Origin of the sequence: Azospirillum rugosum (genome assembly GCF_017876155.1) — a bacterium.
Lineage (GTDB): Bacteria > Pseudomonadota > Alphaproteobacteria > Azospirillales > Azospirillaceae > Azospirillum > Azospirillum rugosum.
The window spans coordinates 133,714-150,829 of the sequence record NZ_JAGINP010000007.1 but is presented as its reverse complement, the minus strand read 5'-3'; the positions used below and the strand labels follow the sequence as shown (position 1 = coordinate 150,829).

17 protein-coding genes are annotated in these 17,116 nt (G+C 70.1%); 5 read left to right on the top strand and 12 right to left on the bottom strand.

Annotation, left to right across the window (positions count from 1 at the left end; translation table 11 throughout):
* Positions 1–8: 8 nt before the first annotated feature.
* The 3 genes from cueR to J2851_RS11840 are packed head-to-tail and all read right to left on the bottom strand — an operon-like array spanning position 9 to position 3,150.
* The gene (gene cueR / locus J2851_RS11850) at positions 9–452 is read right to left on the bottom strand and encodes a Cu(I)-responsive transcriptional regulator (RefSeq protein ID WP_209766480.1); all 444 of its coding nucleotides are present in this window, start codon (positions 450–452) and stop codon (positions 9–11) included.
* Positions 449–2,899 carry a heavy metal translocating P-type ATPase gene (locus J2851_RS11845; protein WP_209766479.1) on the bottom strand — a complete coding sequence of 817 codons (2,451 nt, stop codon included), beginning with the start codon at positions 2,897–2,899 and terminating at the stop codon, positions 449–451. The genes cueR and J2851_RS11845 overlap by 4 nt, the downstream gene beginning before the upstream one ends.
* Positions 2,900–2,943: 44 nt before the next feature.
* A complete protein-coding gene (locus J2851_RS11840) occupies positions 2,944–3,150 on the bottom strand; it encodes a heavy-metal-associated domain-containing protein (protein WP_209766478.1) in 207 nt (68 codons plus the stop codon).
* A 152-nt stretch (positions 3,151–3,302) separates the two neighbouring features.
* Between J2851_RS11840 and J2851_RS11835 the strand changes: the two genes are divergently transcribed.
* Positions 3,303–3,854: a hypothetical protein gene (locus J2851_RS11835; RefSeq protein ID WP_209766477.1), complete on the top strand. Its 552-nt coding sequence runs from the start codon at positions 3,303–3,305 to the stop codon at positions 3,852–3,854.
* Between the two features lie 88 nt (positions 3,855–3,942).
* Here J2851_RS11835 and J2851_RS11830 read toward each other — a convergent pair whose 3' ends face one another.
* Positions 3,943–4,641 carry a pirin family protein gene (locus J2851_RS11830; protein ID WP_209766476.1) on the bottom strand — a complete coding sequence of 233 codons (699 nt, stop codon included), beginning with the start codon at positions 4,639–4,641 and terminating at the stop codon, positions 3,943–3,945.
* Between the two features lie 170 nt (positions 4,642–4,811).
* Between J2851_RS11830 and J2851_RS11825 the strand changes: the two genes are divergently transcribed.
* Together J2851_RS11825 and J2851_RS11820 are read left to right on the top strand one after the other, a co-directional pair.
* The gene (locus J2851_RS11825) at positions 4,812–5,432 is read left to right on the top strand and encodes a trimeric intracellular cation channel family protein (RefSeq protein WP_246500591.1); all 621 of its coding nucleotides are present in this window, start codon (positions 4,812–4,814) and stop codon (positions 5,430–5,432) included.
* 32 nt (positions 5,433–5,464) lie between these two features.
* Positions 5,465–5,743 (top strand): GNAT family N-acetyltransferase, encoded by a 279-nt coding sequence (locus J2851_RS11820; protein ID WP_209766475.1) that lies wholly within the window; start codon positions 5,465–5,467, stop codon positions 5,741–5,743.
* 100 nt (positions 5,744–5,843) lie between these two features.
* Here the strand turns inward: J2851_RS11820 and J2851_RS11815 are convergent, their stop codons facing one another.
* Both J2851_RS11815 and J2851_RS11810 read right to left on the bottom strand, forming a co-directional pair.
* A complete protein-coding gene (locus J2851_RS11815; RefSeq protein ID WP_209766474.1) occupies positions 5,844–6,548 on the bottom strand; it encodes an ABC transporter ATP-binding protein in 705 nt (234 codons plus the stop codon).
* Between the two features lie 72 nt (positions 6,549–6,620).
* A complete protein-coding gene (locus J2851_RS11810; RefSeq protein ID WP_209766473.1) occupies positions 6,621–8,249 on the bottom strand; it encodes an acyl-CoA synthetase in 1,629 nt (542 codons plus the stop codon).
* A 176-nt stretch (positions 8,250–8,425) separates the two neighbouring features.
* Between J2851_RS11810 and J2851_RS11805 the strand changes: the two genes are divergently transcribed.
* Positions 8,426–8,950, top strand: coding sequence for an RT0821/Lpp0805 family surface protein (locus J2851_RS11805; protein ID WP_209766472.1), 525 nt, complete (start codon positions 8,426–8,428; stop codon positions 8,948–8,950).
* 36 nt (positions 8,951–8,986) lie between these two features.
* On the opposite strand, the gene J2851_RS11800 is transcribed toward J2851_RS11805, so the two are convergent.
* The 6 genes from J2851_RS11800 to J2851_RS11775 all read right to left on the bottom strand — a co-directional run bounded on the left by J2851_RS11800 (position 8,987) and on the right by J2851_RS11775 (position 15,089).
* Positions 8,987–9,310 (bottom strand): hypothetical protein, encoded by a 324-nt coding sequence (locus J2851_RS11800; RefSeq protein ID WP_209766471.1) that lies wholly within the window; start codon positions 9,308–9,310, stop codon positions 8,987–8,989.
* 310 nt (positions 9,311–9,620) lie between these two features.
* Positions 9,621–11,351: a methyl-accepting chemotaxis protein gene (locus J2851_RS11795; protein WP_209766470.1), complete on the bottom strand. Its 1,731-nt coding sequence runs from the start codon at positions 11,349–11,351 to the stop codon at positions 9,621–9,623.
* Positions 11,352–11,484: 133 nt separating this feature from the next.
* Positions 11,485–12,210, bottom strand: a complete 726-nt coding sequence (locus J2851_RS11790; protein ID WP_209766469.1) for an ABC transporter ATP-binding protein — start codon at positions 12,208–12,210, stop codon at positions 11,485–11,487.
* A complete protein-coding gene (locus J2851_RS11785) occupies positions 12,210–13,199 on the bottom strand; it encodes a branched-chain amino acid ABC transporter permease (protein ID WP_307419489.1) in 990 nt (329 codons plus the stop codon). The genes J2851_RS11790 and J2851_RS11785 overlap by 1 nt, the downstream gene beginning before the upstream one ends.
* Entirely contained in the window at positions 13,196–14,065 is an 870-nt protein-coding gene (locus tag J2851_RS11780; RefSeq protein WP_209766468.1) for a branched-chain amino acid ABC transporter permease, read from the bottom strand. Before J2851_RS11780 ends, J2851_RS11785 begins: the two co-directional genes overlap by 4 nt.
* 73 nt (positions 14,066–14,138) lie before the next feature.
* Positions 14,139–15,089: a L,D-transpeptidase gene (locus tag J2851_RS11775; protein WP_246500590.1), complete on the bottom strand. Its 951-nt coding sequence runs from the start codon at positions 15,087–15,089 to the stop codon at positions 14,139–14,141.
* Positions 15,090–15,262: 173 nt separating this feature from the next.
* Here J2851_RS11775 and J2851_RS11770 point away from each other — a divergent pair, with 173 nt between their 5' ends.
* Positions 15,263–17,056 (top strand): tetratricopeptide repeat protein, encoded by a 1,794-nt coding sequence (locus J2851_RS11770; protein ID WP_209766466.1) that lies wholly within the window; start codon positions 15,263–15,265, stop codon positions 17,054–17,056.
* Positions 17,057–17,116: the final 60 nt, after the last annotated feature.

Genomic DNA, 17,116 nt, shown 5'->3' with positions numbered 1-17,116 from the left:
GTACGGGTTCATGGACCTTGGGTTGCCTTGTGGCAGCCATTGTGGTGGGCGTGCGCGCCACCGTCCTCATGTGCAAGATCCCGGAGAATCGGACAATCCGGCCGGTCGTCGCCATGGCAGGCGTTCGCCAGCTCCTTCAGCGTATCGCTCATTGCGCGCAATTCGGCGATCTTCGCCTCCAGCTCCGCCACGTGGTCCAGCGCCACCCGTTTCACTTCGGCACTGGGACGGTTGCGATCCTGCCACAGTCCGACCAGCCGCTGGATCCGCTCGATGCTGAAGCCCAGCGTACGCGCCCGCTTGATGAATCGCAGGACGTTCACGTCGTTGCCGCTGTACACCCGATAGCCGGCGGCGGTGCGTCCCGCCTCCGGAATCAGGCCGATCGACTCGTAGTAGCGGATCAGCTTGGCCCCGACTCCGGACGCCTTGGACGCTTCACCAATGTTCATGGCTTCCAGCTCCGCAGGGTGAGGGCGTTGGTCACCACGCTGACCGAACTCAGCGCCATCGCCGCCCCGGCCAGCACCGGGCTGAGGTAGCCGAGTGCTGCCAGCGGGATGCCCACCACGTTGTAGGCGAAGGCCCAGAACAGGCCCTGGCGGATCTTGGCGTAGGTGCGCCGCGACACATCGATGGCCCCGGCGACCAGCGCCGGGTCGCCGCGCATCAGCGTCACGCCGGCGGTGTGCATGGCGACGTCCGTGCCGGTCGCCATGGCGATGCCGACGTCGGCCGCCGCCAGCGCCGGGGCGTCGTTGATGCCGTCCCCGACCATGCCGACCACCTTCCCCTCGCGCTTCAGGGTCGCCACGACCCCCGCCTTGTCGGCGGGCAGGACCTCGGCGAACACCCGGTCGATGCCCAGGTCGCGGGCGACCGCCTGGGCCGCTCCCTTGCCGTCGCCGGTGACCATCACCGGCTCCACGCCCTGCGCCTTCAGCGACCGGACGGCGGCCCGCGCGCTTTCCTTCACCGTGTCGCCGAAGGCGACGAGCCCCAGCACGCGGCGCCCCGGCGCCGTCTCCGCCAGCCAGGACAGGGTATGGCCGGTGGACTCCAGTTCCGCGGCACGCGCCTCCAGTGCCGGGTCGGCCAGCCCGCTCTCCGCCATCAGGCGCCGGCTGCCCAGCAGCACCGCGCGCCCGTCCACCGTTCCCGACACCCCGCGCCCGGCCAGCGCCTTGAAACCGTCCGCCGCGCTGGCCGTAACGCTGGTCGTTGCGCCCTGCCCCGCCGCACGGTCGCGGACGGCGCGGGCCAGCGGATGCTCGCTGCCGGCCTGGAGCGCCGCGGCCAGCCGCAGCAGCTCCGCCTCCGCCAGCCCGGCCGCGGGGACGAGGTCGGTGACGCGCGGCTTGCCCTCCGTCAGGGTGCCGGTCTTGTCGAAGGCGACCGCGGTTATGGCGTGGGCGTGTTCCAGCGCCTCCGCGTCTTTGATGAGGATGCCGTGCCGGGCGGCGGCCCCCGTTCCCACCATGATGGCGGTCGGCGTGGCGAGGCCAAGCGCGCAGGGGCAGGCGATGACCAGGACCGACACGGCCGTGACGATGGCGGCCTCCGCATCGCCGGTGGTCGCCCACCAGGCGACCAGGGTCACCGCCGCGATGACCAGAACGACGGGCACGAAGACGGCGCTGACCTTGTCGACCAGCCGCTGGATCGGCGCCTTGGACGCCTGCGCGCCCTCTACCATGCGGACGATCTTGGCGAGCATCGTCTCCGCGCCGACGGCCACCGTCTCCACGACCAGCAGGCCGTCCAGGTTGATCGACCCGCCGGTGACGCGCGCCTCCGGACCCTTCTCCACCGGCAGGCTCTCGCCGGTCAGCATGGATTCGTCGACGCTGCCCGTGCCCTCCGCAACCCGGCCGTCCACCGGGATGCGCTCGCCGGGGCGGACCACGACGACGTCGCCGACGCGCACCTGCCCGATCGGCAGTTCCGTCTCAGTGCCGCCGCGGCGCACCCGCGCGGTGTCGGGGCGCAGCTTCATCAGCGCGCGGATGGCCGCCGCCGTCTGCCCCTTGGCCCGCGACTCCAGCCACTTGCCCAGCAGCACGAAGGTGATCAGCACCGCCGAGCCTTCGAAATACAGATGCGGCTGGTGCCCCGCGTGCGCGGTGAGCATCAGATAGACGCTGAGGCCCCAGGCGGCCGAGGTGCCCAGCGCCACCAGCAGGTCCATGTTGCCGGCACCGGCGCGCACCGCCTTCCAGCCGGCGCGGTAGAAGCGTCCTCCCAACCAGAACTGAACCGGCGTGGCCAGCAGCGCCTGCGCCCAGGCGGGCAGCATCAAGTTGAACCCGAGCAGGTCCCCCACCATGCCGACGACCAGCGGCGCCGACAGGGCCGCCGCGATCAGCAGGTGGTGAAGCTCCCGCCGGCTGCGGTCCTGGGCCTGGTCCTCCTCCGTCGCCGCGGCCTCCTCGGTTACCGGGGCGGCGGTGAAGCCGGTCGCCTCGACCGCTTCGGCCAGCCGTGCGGCGTCCACCGTCCCGGCGTAGGCCGTGACGTGGGCGCGCTCGGTGGCGAGGTTGACCGACGCGCTCTCCACGCCCGGTACGCGCTTCAGCGCCTTTTCCACCCGCCCGACGCAGGAGGCGCAGGTCATGCCGCCGACCGTCAGGTCGAACTCCGCCTTCTGCGGCTCGTAGCCGGCGGCTTCGATGGCCTCGGCCACGGCCTTCACGTCAGGCTGGTCGGCGAAGGTGACCCGCGCCCGCTCCGTCGCCAGGTTCACCGCGACGTCCGCGACTCCGGGCACGCGCTTCAGCGCCTTCTCCACCCGCCCGACACAGGAGGCGCAGGTCAACCCCGCCACGCCGATGTCCAGCGTGGCCCCATCATGGGTTGTACCGTCGTGGGTGGAGTCGGTGTGAACAGCGGCGGTGGACATGATCGTCCTTCCTGAAAGGCGAATGGATCGGTCGGGAGGCGGGATCAGGTGGCGGGAAGCCCCTCGACCTCAAACCCCGCCTTCTGGATGGCCGCGCGCACCGCGTCCGGCTTGGCCGACCCGGCGACGCGGACGTCCTTGGTGGCGAGGTCCACCTCGACTTCCTGCACGCCCTCGACCGTGCCCAGCGCCTTGCGCACCGACGCGGCGCAACCGCCGCAGCTCATGTCCGGAACCTTGAACGACAGCATGACCGTGATCCTCCATCGATGATGATGGGGACAACCTGCGCCTTCCAGCGATTGGAAGGTCAAGGGGTTTTTTCGCCGCCTGAACAAACCGGCACCCGCGCTGTTGTGCTGGGGCACAGCCGATCCAACGCACAGCAGGACTTGCCCCAGCGATGACCCGCCTGACCATTGAGGAAGCCCAACAGCGCGTCCGCCTGTTCCTCACCCAGGATATGGTGGAGGCCTTGCGCGCGGTGGATTACGAGGCGCCGCCGCTCGCCGACACGCCGAGCGGCCTGACCATGGAGCGCGCCCGGCGGGCGGCGGTCAGCTTCAGCCATGTGGAAGGGGCGTCCGACTGCATCTACCGCGTGGACGCCTACAACGAATCGCTGCTAATGCGCCTGCAGCTGAACGTGCGGCGCTTCGTCGCGATCTACCAGGTGCCGGTGGCGGACCCCGTGGGCAGCAGCACCATCGCCCCGCATTTCGAACGCTGGTCCATCGGCGCCGGCCACGCCGGCTGGATGATCGGCTGGCGTGACGGCACCGACCCGTGGCAGGCCGACCGCCGGACGGTCGAGACCTACTGCTACGCCATGCTGCCGGAGGATTTCCTCGACAACCCGCTGGAGCAGCTCTACTGGCGCACGGACCTCGTGCAGATGACCCGCGCCTTCATGCTGGAGGCCCGGCGCATGGGGATCCGGCTGGCGGCGGAGTGAGGCGCCGGGTGTTGGGTTCCGGCTGCGCCTGCACCCAACCTACGGTTCCATTGTAGGTTGGGTGCAGCGAAGCGGAACCCAACAGGTGCTAGGCGAGATCGAACACCAGCACCTCGGCGTCGGTCTGGCCCACCAGGGTCAGCGCGCTCTCGTCGCGGACCGCGGCGCCGTCGCCTTCCTTCAGCAGCTGGCCGTTCAGGCTCACCTGACCGCGGGCGACCTGGACCCAGGCGTAGCGGCCGGCGCGCAGCTCATGCGTCACCTCGTCGCCGTCCTTCAGCAGCGTGGCGTAGAGGTCCACGTCCTGGTGGATCGTCACGCTGCCGTCGCGCCCATCCTGGGAGCCGACGAGGCGCAGGCGGCCCTGCTTCTCCTCGGCCGGGAAGGCCTTCTGCTCATAGCCGGGCTTCATGCCCTCCTCGCCCGGCAGGATCCAGATCTGCAGGAAGTGCACCGGGTCCTTCTTGGAGGCGTTGTACTCGCTGTGGCGGATGCCGGAGCCGGCGCTCATCCGCTGCACTTCGCCCGGCCGGATGACCGAGCTGGTGCCCAGCGTGTCCTTATGCTCCAGCGCGCCGTCCAGGACGTAGGAGATGATCTCCATGTCGGCGTGGCCGTGCGTCGGGAAGCCGGCGCCGGGGATCACGCGGTCCTCGTTGATGACCCGCAGCGCACGGAACCCCATGTTCGCCGGGTCGAAGTAATGCCCGAACGAGAAGGTGTGCTTGCTGTTCAGCCAGCCGATGTTGACCGCACCCCGTTCGTCGCGATTGCGAACCGTGATCATGTCCGTCCTCCTTGGTAACCGTGCAGGGCACTGCGCCCTCGTTTCTGAAGTCCAATGTGCTCCTGTCGGGACCAAACAACAATCACCGCTGGCGCGGCATGTCTGTTCCAATTTCCGCAACAAATGCCTATGATGGCGCTCCGACGCCACCCGCCATTCCGCCCCGGATCATGACCGACATCTCCCCCCTCCTGCTCGCCATGGACCTGACGGGCGTCTTCATCTTCGGCCTGACGGGGGGAACGGTGGCGGTGCGGCGCCAGCTGGACATTTTCGGCGTGATCGTCCTGTCCATCGTGACCGCGCTGGCCGGCGGCCTGCTGCGCGACCTGATGATCGGCGCCGTCCCGCCGGCGTCGCTGCGTGACGACCGCTACCTGATCGCGGCGCTGCTGTCGGGCTTGGTCGCCTTCTTCTTCCACCCGCAGATCAACCGCCTGGTCAAACCGGTGATGGTGCTGGACGCGGCGGGGCTGGGCCTCTTCGCCGTGGCTGGCTGCGGCAAGGCGCTGACCTATGGGCTGACGCCGGTGCCGGCGGTCCTGCTGGGGGTGCTGACCGCCTGCGGCGGCGGCGTGGTGCGCGACGTGCTGGTGGCGGAGGTGCCGCGCGTCCTGCGGGAGGAGATCTACGCCATGGCCGCCCTGCTCGCCGCCGTGATCGTCATCGCCGGCGCGGAGCTGGGCCTGCCGCGCACGCCGGTCGCCATCGCCGCAGCGCTGGCCGGCTTCCTGCTGCGGGTCGTCAGCGTTTGGCGCGGCTGGAGCGCGCCGCGGGCGCCCGGCTCGTGAACCTTCCGCGCCCCTCGCCTGTTGGAAAGACCATGAGCACACCCGTGAAGGACAATCCGGCCAAGAGCCGCTTTGAGCTGGATGTGAATGGCCTGACCGTGTTCGCCAACTACCGGCGCAACGGGTCGACCCTCTACATCCCCTACGTCGAGGCGCCGCCGTCGCTGCGCGGCACGGGCGCCGCCGGGCGCCTGATGGAAGGCGTCATGGCGATCGCCCGCGCGGAGGGGCTGACCGTGGTCCCGATTTGCAGCTACGCCGCCAACTGGGTCCACCGCCACCGCGAGCACCACGATTTGCTCGGGCGGTAGTGGGGATGTTGGGTTGCGCTGTGCTCCACCCAACCTACGGTTCCAACCCGGAAACACCGTAGGTCGGGTGAAGCGAAGCGCAACCCGACAATCCCCGACACTACAGCCCCAGATACGCCTGCTTCACTGCGGGATCGGCCAGCAGCTGCTCGCCCGTGCCGGACAGCACGACGCGGCCGTTCTCCAGCACGTAGGCCTGCTGGGCGAGCTTCAGGGACGCGGCCACGTTCTGCTCGACCAGGATGATCGTCATGCCGTCGGCCGCCAGGTTGCGGATGGTGCGGAACAGCTCGTGCACCATGGCGGGGGAGAGGCCGAGCGACGGTTCGTCGAACATGATCAGCTCGGGCTTGCCCATCAGGCAGCGGCCGATGGCCAGCATCTGCTGCTCGCCGCCCGACAGGGTGCCCGCCGCCTGCTCCAGCCGTTCCTTCAGGCGCGGGAACAGGGCCAGCACGCGCTCGAACGTGTCCTTCGCCCCGGCGCGGGCGCGCGGGATGACGGCGCCCATCTCCAGATTCTCCCGGATGCTCAGCGTCGGGAAGATCTGCCGCCCCTCCGCCACCTGCCCCAGCCCCAGGTCGCAGACCACGTGGCTGGGCAGGCCGGCGATGTCCTTGCCCTTGAAGGTGATGCGCCCCCGCGCCGGCTTCAGGATGCCGGAGATGGTGCGGATCAGCGAGGTCTTGCCGGCCCCGTTGGCGCCGACGATGGCGGTGGTCGTGCCCGCCGCCACCGTGATGGACACGCCGTCGAGCGCCTGGGCGTCGCCGTAGAAGAGGTCGAGGTCGGTGACAGTCAGCATGGGAACGCACGGCGGCCGGTGGAAAGGAGCGGCACCTTAGCGCAGGCGCCGCCGGAACCGAACGGGTTTTGATCAGCCGCGTGACCGCAGCTCGCGGCGGATGATCTTGCCGGTCGTGGTCATGGGCAGGCTGTCCACGAACTCCACGGCGCGCGGGTATTCGTGGGCGGCGAGACGGGTCTTCACATGCGCCTGGATCTCCGCGGCCAGTTCGTCGCTCGGCCGCACGCCGTCCTGGAGCACGATGAAGGCCTTCACGATCTCCGTGCGCAGCGGGTCGGGCACGCCGACCACGGCGGCCATGCGGACGGCGGGATGGCCGATCAGACAGTCCTCGATCTCGCCGGGGCCGATGCGGTAGCCGGCCGAGGTGATGACGTCGTCGTCCCGCCCGACGAAGCGGATGTAGCCGTCCGCGTCCAGTTCGCCCTGGTCGCCGGTGACCAGCCAGTCGGCGATGAACTTGGCGGCCGTCGCCTGCGGGTTGTTCCAATATTGCAGGAACATCACCGGGTCCGGCCGGTGGACGGCGATCAGGCCGAGCTGCCCGGGGCCGAGCCGCTTTCCGGACTCGTCGATCACCGCGACGTCGTGACCGGGCACCGGGCGGCCCATGATGCCGGGCTTGGGCGGCATGACCGCGGCGCAGGACGACACGATCATGTTGCACTCGGTCTGGCCGTAGAACTCGTTGATGGTCACGCCGAAGGTCTGGCGGCCCCAGTCCAGCAGTTCCGCCCCCAGCGTCTCGCCGCCGCTGGCGACGGAGCGCATGCTGTAGCTCCAGCGCGCCTGCGGGTCCTTCACCGCGCGCATCATCTTCAGCGCGGTCGGCGGCAGGAAGGCGTTGCGCACGCCGAACTCGGCGATCAGGCGGAAGGCCTCCTCCCCGTCGAACTTCTCAAAGCGGTGGGACACCACGGTCACGCCATGGTGGAGCGCCGGCAGCAGCACGTCGAGCAGCCCGCCGATCCAGGCCCAGTCGGCCGGCGTCCAGATGCGGTCGCCGTCCTGCGGGAACAGGTCGTGGGAGATCTCCACCCCCGGCAGGTGGCCGAGCAGCACGCGGTGCGCGTGCAGAGCCCCCTTCGGCTGCCCGGTGGTGCCGGAGGTGTAGATGATCACCGCCGGGGCGTCCGCCGCCGTGTCGACCGGCGTGAAGTCCTCCGGCGCCGCGTCGACCAGCCTGTGCCAGTCTTGCTCACCATCGCCCGCGCCCCCGGCCGCAACATCAATGCGCAGGACGAGTTGCAACTCCGGCAGCCGGTCGCGGATCTGGGCGATCTTGGCCGCCCCGACCGCGTCGGTCACGACCACCTTCGCCCCGCAGTTGCCGAGCCGGTATTCCAGCGCCTCCACCCCGAACAGGGAGAACAGCGGCACCGCGATGCAGCCCATCTTGTAGGCGGCGATGTGGGTGACCGCCGTTTCCGGCGCCTGGGGCAGCAGGATGCCCACCCGGTCGCCGCGCACCACCCCTTGTGCGGCCAGCGCGTTGGCGAGCCGATTCGACAGGCGGCGCAGGTCGGCGAAGCTGTAATTCTCCACCCCGCCGTCGCGGCGCTTGTGGATCAGGGCGAGGCGGTCCGGATCGCGGTGCGCCCACTTGTCGCACACGTCGACGCCGATGTTGTAACGGTCCGGAACCGCCCATACGAAACGGTCGCGCAACGCGTCGTAGCTGTCCGCCTTCGGCAGCATGGCACTCCTCCCAACATGTTCTTGTCAGCCGCCTTCGGCGCGGCCATTTCTTCCATGATAAGGGGTAACGCCCCAACCCGTCACGCGGACGGAATAGTTCGCGGGGCAGCCATGTTCATCCACACGAAGCGAAACCTGGGCGGTGTGACGCCGCCACCCTGCCGGAGAAACCAGTCATGAAAGCGAAGCCGTTGGTTGCGGTGGTGTTGTCCATGGGCCTGCTGGCCGGCTGCGCCAGCCCCTCCGGTTACGGCAACGCCGGTTATGGGGCCGGCTATGGTGGCGAGAGCACCTTCGGCGGCGGCAAGGCGACCGCCGGGACGCTGCTGGGCGGCGTGGTCGGCGGCCTCGCCGGCTCCCGCTTCGGCGGCGGCACCGGCAAGCTGGTGGCGGTCGGCGTCGGCACGCTGCTGGGGGCCGCCATCGGCAACGCCGCCGGCCAGTCGCTCGACCGCGCCGACGCGGCCTACGCCCAGCAGGCGGCGGGCCAGGCCTACACGGCGCCGACCGGCAGCACGATCCGCTGGAACAACCCGCAGAACGGCAACTGGGGCAGCTACACCCCGACCCGCGACGGCACCGGCCCCTACGGCGAGCTGTGCCGGGAGTTCCAGACCACCATCTCCGTCGGTGGCCAACTGCAGCAGGGCTTCGGCACGGCTTGCCGGCAGGCCGACGGCAGCTGGCGCGTGGTGAGCTGAGCGTATCGGCGCGAGAAGCGGGCGGTCAGGCTGCGCTCAATATGACACGGTCGCCTTGCCGGCCAGTCCATAGCGCACGCCACCGCCCGCAGGCGTCACGCTCTCGTCCGACCAGAGGATCTCCACGCCCTCGTCCCGGCAGGCGCGCATCATCTTCCACACGATGATCCGGGATCGCCATTTCTGGAGCAGGTTCCCACGGCGCCTGACCATCCGGTCGTAATCCCTCGCCATTACGGCAAAGAGCGTCAGTCTTTCCATCCGGCTTTCGCAGCTGTCGCTGGTCACCCGCGCAAGACGAAAACAGAAATACGCGTTCTTGCAGCCATCGAGAGCAATCCCAGCAGGAAAATCAACCATAGCCCATTCCTTCAAAACAATCGATCGAGTCAAATTTATCGGGACGACGGCCTGTGGCGAATTGCGCTTACGGATCCTCCTTCAAATTCAAGGAACCACCCGGTCTTACTAGTCCTTGCGCTTGGAAAGGCCAGGCCGCGATTCCGTCATAGGCAAATCGGGCCTTCGCCTTTTCTCTAGGCAATATCACCAACATCCCATTTAGAATTCGTGCGCGAATGTTTTCGCAGACTCGCGGGAACACCGTTCCCGCGAGAGACCGGCGAATGAGGTCTGGGAACCGCAAGCGGCATCCCGTGGCGAAGCGACCCTACGCCGCGCGCACGGCCGACAGGAACACCTCCACCTTGCTGCGCAGGGCGTCCGCCTGATCGGACAGGGTGCCGGCGGCGCCCAGCACGTCGCGCGCCGCCGTGCCCGTCTCGCTGGCCGCACGGTTGACGTCGGCGATGGTGTCGGAGACCTCCTGCGTTCCGGTCGCGGCCTGCTGGATGTTGCGGGCGATCTCCCGCGTTGCGGCCTGCTGCTGCTCCACCGCCGCGGCGATGGCGCCGGCCACCTCGTTGATGCGGTCGATGGTGCCCATGACGTCGCCGATGCAGGCGACGGCCCCGTCCGTCTCGGACCGGACCGAGGCGATCTTGGCGGCAATCTCGTCGGTGGCGCGGGTCGTCTGGTCGGCCAGCGCCTTCACCTCCGCGGCCACCACGGCGAAACCCTTGCCCATCTCGCCCGCTCTCGCTGCCTCGATGGTCGCGTTGAGCGCCAGCAGGCGGGTTTGCGAGGCCACCTGGGTGATCAGGTCGATGACCGCGACGATCTCCGTCGAGGCGTTGGCAAGGCCACGCATGGCGTGGTCGGCGCGCTCGGCCTTCTCCACCGCCTCCCCGGCGATGGCGGTGCTGGTGGCGACCTGGCGCCCGATCTCCTGGACGGAGGCGGCCAACTCGTCGGTGGCGGTGGCGACGGTCTGCACGTTGGCACTGGCCTGTTCCGACGCGCTGGCGACGGTGACCGACTGGCGGGAGGTCTGCTCCGCCGTCGCGGCGAGCTGGCTGGCCGTCGCCCGCATCTGCACCGCCGCGGAGGAGACGGAGCCCAGCGCCGCCCCGGCCTCGCGGTCGAAGCGGCCGGTCAGTTCCTCGATGGTCCGGGCGCGGCGGGCGCGGGTTTCCCGCTCCGCCTCCTCGCGCGCCGCGGCTTCGCGGGCGGCGATCATGTTGTCCCGGAAGACCAGCACGGCCTTGGCCATCGACCCCAGCTCGTCGCCGCGCCCGGTCGCCGGAATCGTCACCCCGTCGTCGCCCCCAGCGAGCCGGCGCATCGCCTCCGTCATGGCGGACAGCGGCCGCACGATGGAGCGGGAGGTCAGCAGCACCGCCGCGACGGCGATCAGCAGCCCGAACGTCAGCAGCACCCCCTGGACGACGACCAGCCGGTTCGCCGCCTCGATCATGCCGTCCGTGTCGGCCTGAAGCAGGGCGCGCTGGCGCGGGATCATGGCGTCCATCGCCGCGGCACCGGCTTTCGCGTCGCCGACCAGCAGCCGCATCACCTGGTTGGCGCGCGGGATGGCGTCGTCGTTGAGCGAGTTCAGCGCGCCCATCTGGTCGCCGATGGTGCCCAGCGATTCGGCCATGTCCTGGTCGCGGCGCAGGGCGTCGAGCAGGGGCTTCACCTCGGCCCAGGCCTTGATCACCAGCGCGTCGGTCCAGTGGGTGGACAGCGCGTCAAGCTCCTGCCGCAGGGCGTCGATGCGGTCCCAGGCTTGGTTGCGTTCCTGCTTCAGATCCTCGCGGTTGGTCAGCAGGTAGCCCTGCATGGCGCCGTTGGTCGCGGTGACCGCCGCGACGATCCCCTGCCCGGCCAGCGCCGTCGGCATGCGCACGTCGGCGACGAAGCGGCTGATCGTCTTGCCGTTGCTGGTCATCGTCAGCCCGATGCCGACGGTGACCACCAGAACAGCGATCACCGCGGCGAAGCCGATGGTCAGTCTCTGCCCGATCCTGAGACGGCCGAAGAACCCCGAGAGTGCCTTCATGCGTTCCTCCACGAACGGAGCCTTTCCGGCCCCTTGTTCGCCCGGGCGTTGAAGTGCCGGACGCTATTCGTATGTAGGAATGAATGATGGCCCAGCAAACATTAATGGAGCGTTGCCCCGGGGGATAATGGGCCTACAAATCTTCGGCACCCAGGTAGGACTCGACCACGCGCGGGTCCGCCACGACTTCCGCGGGCGAGCCGTCGGCGATCTTCTCGCCATGATCAAGCACAACGACCTGATCGGACAGCGCCATGACCGCGCGCATCACATGCTCGATCATCAGGATGGTCAGGCCCTCGCGCCGGTTCAGGTCGCGCAGCACCTCCACCATGCGGTCCACCTCCGTCGGGCGGAGGCCGGCCAGCACCTCGTCCAGCAGAAGCAGCGTCGGCCGGGTGGCCAGCGCGCGCGCGACCTCCAGCCGCTTGCGGTCGGGCAGGGTCAGGCTGCGCGCCGGGCGGGCCGCCTGGTCGGCAAGGCCCAGCCGCTCCAGCACCGCCCGCGCGTGCCGCCGGGCGGCCTCGACCGAGGGGTCGCGGGCGAGCGCGCCGACGATGACGTTCTCCTCCACCGACAGCTGGCCGAAGGGCTTGACGATCTGGAAGGTGCGGCCGATGCCGGCGGCGCAGACGCGGTTGGGCTTCAAGCCGGTGATCGCCTCCCCCTTCAGCCGCACCCGCCCCTCGTCGGGCGGGAAGACGCCGGCGATCAGGTTGAAGGTGGTCGTCTTGCCGGCGCCGTTCGGCCCGATCAGCGCGACGATCTTCCCCTCCGGCACGGCGAAGCTGACGTTGGAGACGGCCTTCAGGCCCCGGAAGCGCTTGGAGAGGTTGTCGACCTCGAGAAGAGCCGCCATCACGCGTCCTCCCCCGGCTGGCGCACGAGGCCGAGGCGGCGGGCCAGCCACGGCCAGACGCCGTCCGGCCGGTACACCACGATGACCACCAGCGCCACGCCGTAGAACAGCTGCTTCAGCCCCGGCAGGTCCAGGCCCGACACCTCGATCAGGAAGGTCAGCAGCTCGCCCAGCGGCGTCAGGATGAAGGCGCCCAGGATCGGGCCGATCAGCGTGCCGATGCCGCCGACGATGGCCGGCAGGATGATCTCTATGGAGCGGCCCATGGAGAAGACCTGCTCCGGGAACAGGTTGTTGAAGTAGAAGGCCTGGAACACGCCGCCCAGCGCCGTCAGGGCCGACGACACGGCCACCGCCGTGATGCGCGCGCGGAACAGGTCCACGCCCACGGCCTCCGCCGCCTCCGGCTCCTCGCGCACGGCCAGCCACTGGTAGCCGAGCCGGCTGTGCAGAAGCCGCCGCGACAGGGCCAGCGCGCCCACGACCAGCGCCAGGATGACGTAGTAGAACAGCGTCGGCGAGCCGCGCAGGTTCAACAGGTCGTTGCCCGCGTCACCCGCCACCGGGATGAAGAAACCGCCCGACCCGCCGAACCATTGCAGATGGTCGAAGCCGATGCGCGCCACCTCGGCGAAGGCGATGGTCAGCAGCGCGAAATGCACGCCGCGCACGCCGAAGCGGAAGCCGAGGAACCCGATGAAGCACCCGGCCAGCGTCGCCGCCAGCATGGCGACCCAGATCCCAAGCCACGGCCCGATGCCGAAATGCACGAACAGCGCCGCGCTCGCGTAGGCGCCCAAGCCCACATAGAGCGCATGGCCCAGCGACAGCAGGCCGGAGAAGCCCATCATGACGTTCCAGGCCTGCCCGACATAGGCGAACCACAGCACCGTGGTCAGCACCGACACCACGTAGCGGTCGGCGAACAGCGGTGCGGCCAGCAGCACCACGGCCAGCAACGCCAGCAGGACCATCCCGCGGCGCGTCACGACCGCTTCCCCAACAGGCCCTGCGGGCGCAGCAGCAACACCACGATCAGCACCACATAGCTGAAGAGGGACTTGAGCGACGGCGCCAGCAGGAAGCCGGCCATCGCCTCCGACAGGCCGATCAGCACGCCGCCCAGCAGCGCGCCCGGCAGGCTGCCGAGGCCGCCGACGATGACGATGATGAAGCTCAGCAGCGTGTATTCCGGCGCCAGCTGCGGCCGGGCGTCGACCAGCAGGGTCATCAGCGCCCCGGCGATGCCGACCACCCCCGCCCCGATGCCGAAGGTCAGCGCGTAGAGCCCGTCGATGTTCAGCCCGACGACGCGGGCGCCCAGCGGGTTGTCGGCGCAGGCGCGGATGGCCTTGCCGGTGCGGCTGAAGCGGAAGAAGGCGAACAGCGCCGCGGCCACCACGATCGCCCCGGCCCCGGCGCGCAGCCGCACGGCGTCCAGCAGCAGCGGCCCAAGCTCCACCGTGTCGAAGCCGTAGGGCACCTGGACGTTGCGCGAATCCGGCCCGAACAGCATCAGCATGGCGTTCAGGATAATCGTGGCGATGCCCAGCAGCAGGATGAACTGCATGTGCTCCGGCCTTTCGACGAAGCGGTTGACCAGCCCGCGCTGGAGCAGCCAGCCGAAACCGAACAGCACCGCCGCGACGATGGGCGCGGCCAGGATGGGGTCGAGCCCGATGAAACCGGACAGCAGCACCGCGCCGTACATGCCCGCCACCATCATCTCGCCATGCGCGAAATTGACGACGCGCACGACGCCGAAGATGACCGACAGCCCAAGCGCCGCCAGCCCGTAGACCAGGCCGGTCAGGACGCCGGACACGGCGATGTTCAGGTAATAATCGAACGGCATGCGGGGTACGACCGGTGGCTGAGCCTGAGCGGCGTAGCAGCCCTTCGTATTCGTGGCAAGTTCCGTGTGCGAATCACCGCCGTGAGGTCACGGCCGTGACGCCGCCCAACTCCGCCACCCGCCTCGTCACATCCTCCACGCGGCCGTCCAGCGCATTGCGCAGGCAGTTGCGCGCGGCGGCGGCGACCGCCGGGTCGTCCTCCGTTCCCTTGCGGACCCAGCAGAGCGCGGTGATGCGGTCGTCGAAGCGGCGCTCTTCCTGGACCAGCGCGTAGGAGGCCGCGTCGCGGCGCTCCGCCGGCAGGCCGGCCAGGAATCGCTCCTGGAGGCCGCGCGCCCGCCCGTCCAACGCCGTCAGTTCCGGCACGGTGCAGATCATCCGGCGCAACGGCGCGGTCGCCGTGCCGCAGCGCGGGTCGGGGATGATGGGCACCGGTGCCGGGGCGGGCATCGACACAGGCACCACCACTGGCACCACCACTGGCACCACCACTGGCACCGATGCCGGCACGGCGGCCACCGCCGGCCTCACTGGCGTTGGCGGCGGCTCCGTCCGCTTCGCCACAGCGACGGGCGCAGGGGCCTCCCCGGCCACGACTCGGACCGGCGTGCCCACCTCCACCGCGGCGAACAGCGCCTCCACGTCGGCCGGCAGCATCCGGAAGCAGCCGCTGCTGACCCGCCGGCCGATGGAGCCCGGCTCGTTCGTGCCGTGGATGGCGATGGCGGTCCAGCCGAGGTCGAGCGCGTGGCGGCCCAGCGGGTTGGCCGGCCCCGGCGGCACCGCCGGCGGCAGGGACGGCTTGGCGCGGCGCTGGTTGGCGGTGGGGTGCCAGGTCGGGTTGCGCCGCTTGCGCATCACGACGGTGTCGCCCAGCGGGATCGCCACGCCCGGGCGGCCGATGGCGACGGGAAAGGAGCGCGCCTCCCGTCCGTCCTCCAGCAGATGCAGGCGCCGCTCCTTCAGGCTGATGACGATGCGGTGCTTCGCCGCGCCCGAGCCCTCCGCGTCCGTCCGGTCCAACAGCTGCGCCGAAAGCCGGCAGGGCAAAAGAATCGCGAGCGCAATCGCCAGGGTTGCCGTCCGCGCCGGATGCCTCAAGAATGTCGCGATGCGCCGCATGGGAAAAGTTGAGCGCAACTCTCCTAAAACCGCGTAAATATGACGTCAGGGATAAGAAGCAGGAACGCCCAGCTATGGACACCATCGAACAGACGCTGACCGTCGCGACCGAACACCACCGCGCCGGCCGCACCGCGGAGGCGGAGCGCCTCTACCGCGAGGTGCTGGCGTCGTCGCCCGGCCATCCGGACGCGCTGCACCTGCTGGGCGTGATCGCGCTTCAGGGCGGGCGCCCGGCGGAGGCGGCGGATTTGATCGGGCAGGCCGTGGCCGGCGACCAGACGTCCCCCCTGCTGCACGCCAACCTGGGCCATGCGCTGCACGCCGCCGGCCGCACCCGCGAGGCGGCGCTGAGCTTCGCCCGCGCGCTGACCCTGCTGACCAACCAGGGCGAGGGCTGGAGCAACGTCAACTCGCTGGCCGGCCTGATCCGCCGCTACGACGACGAGACCCGCCGCGCCGCCGCGGCGGAGGTGGACGCCGGCTACGCCATGGGCGACGTGATGCGGCGCCAGTCCCTGCTGTTCCTGCTGTCCGGCGACCTGGCCCATTACGAAGCGCTGACCCGCGCCGTGCTGGCGGAGCCGATGCACTTCTCCATCCCCTCGATCCACTACGCGTTCTGGGGCATGGCGATGCAGATCTTCCAGGGCGCGGTGCGCACGGGTGACGTCGGCCGCTTCAACGCCGGCGACCTGAGGCGATTCTACCGCCTGATGGTGGAGGAGACGATCCGCCGCTTCCGCCTCGCCGGCCGTATGCGGCGCGCGCAGCCGCGCGGCGAGATCAAGCGAGTCGCGCTGATCACCAACCAGATGCTGGGCGAAGGGCACCAGCCGACCGCGGACGCCTTCGACTACGCCCGCCGCCTGCAGGACGAGTTCGGGCGCGAGGTCGTCATCATCAACCCCAACGCCATGGCGATCACCGGCGAGAATGGCTTCGTCCCCGAATATTCCTACAACGTCACCGAGGATTACCAGGGGGAGCAGACCATCGCCGCCTTCGGCGCGCGGGTCCCGATGATCTCCTTCCCGCAGAAGCGCTTCGACGAGGAGAAGCTGCAGGCCATCATCGACCGCGTCGACGCCTGGGATCCGGACGTGATCGTCGCCTTCGGCGGTTCCAACGTGATCGCCGACCTGTTTGCGGTCTCGCGGCCGGTGGTCTGCCTGCCGACCTCCTCCGGCCTGCCCCTGACGCTCGGCCGCCTGATCCTCGGCTATGACGAGGGCGACGGTACGGACGGCTGGCCCGCCGACCTTGCGGCGCGCTTCCGCCCCTACTCCTTCGGCTGGACCCTGCCGCCGGGCGCCGCCGCCCTGACCCGGGCCGATTTCGGACTTGTCGAGGGTGGGCCGCTGTTCGTCGCCGTCGGCAACCGCCTGGACCAGGAGGTCGGGGACGATTTCCTGGCCCTGGTCGACGCGCTGCTCGACCGCCTGCCCGACGCGCAGGTCGCCTTCGCCGGAAAGGTCGATTCGCTGCCGGGCCGCCTCTCCGCCCTGCGCAACGCCGACCGCGCCCGGTCGCTCGGCGACGTGGCCGACGTGCGGGCGCTGTACCGCCTCGCCACCGCCTACCTGAACCCGCGCCGCCAGGGCGGCGGCGGCAGCGCGGCCTTCGCCCTGGCCGAGGGGCTTCCGGTGGTCACCCACCCGGCCGGCGACGTGGCCAAGGTGGCCGGCACCGCCTTCCAGCTGGCCGACGACGCGGCGTTCCTGGACCGCGCCGCGGCGCTCGCCACCGACGAAGCGCTGCGCGCGAGCCAAGCGGCCGAGGCCCGCGCCCGCTTCGCCGCCGTCGGCGACCGCCGCGCGTCGGTGGAGAGGTTGCTCGCCTACGCGCTGGAGGCGCAGACGGCGTAAAGCCCTTCCCCCCTGGTGCTCGCCGCCGACCGCGAAGCGGGATGAGCGCCGAAGGCGCTC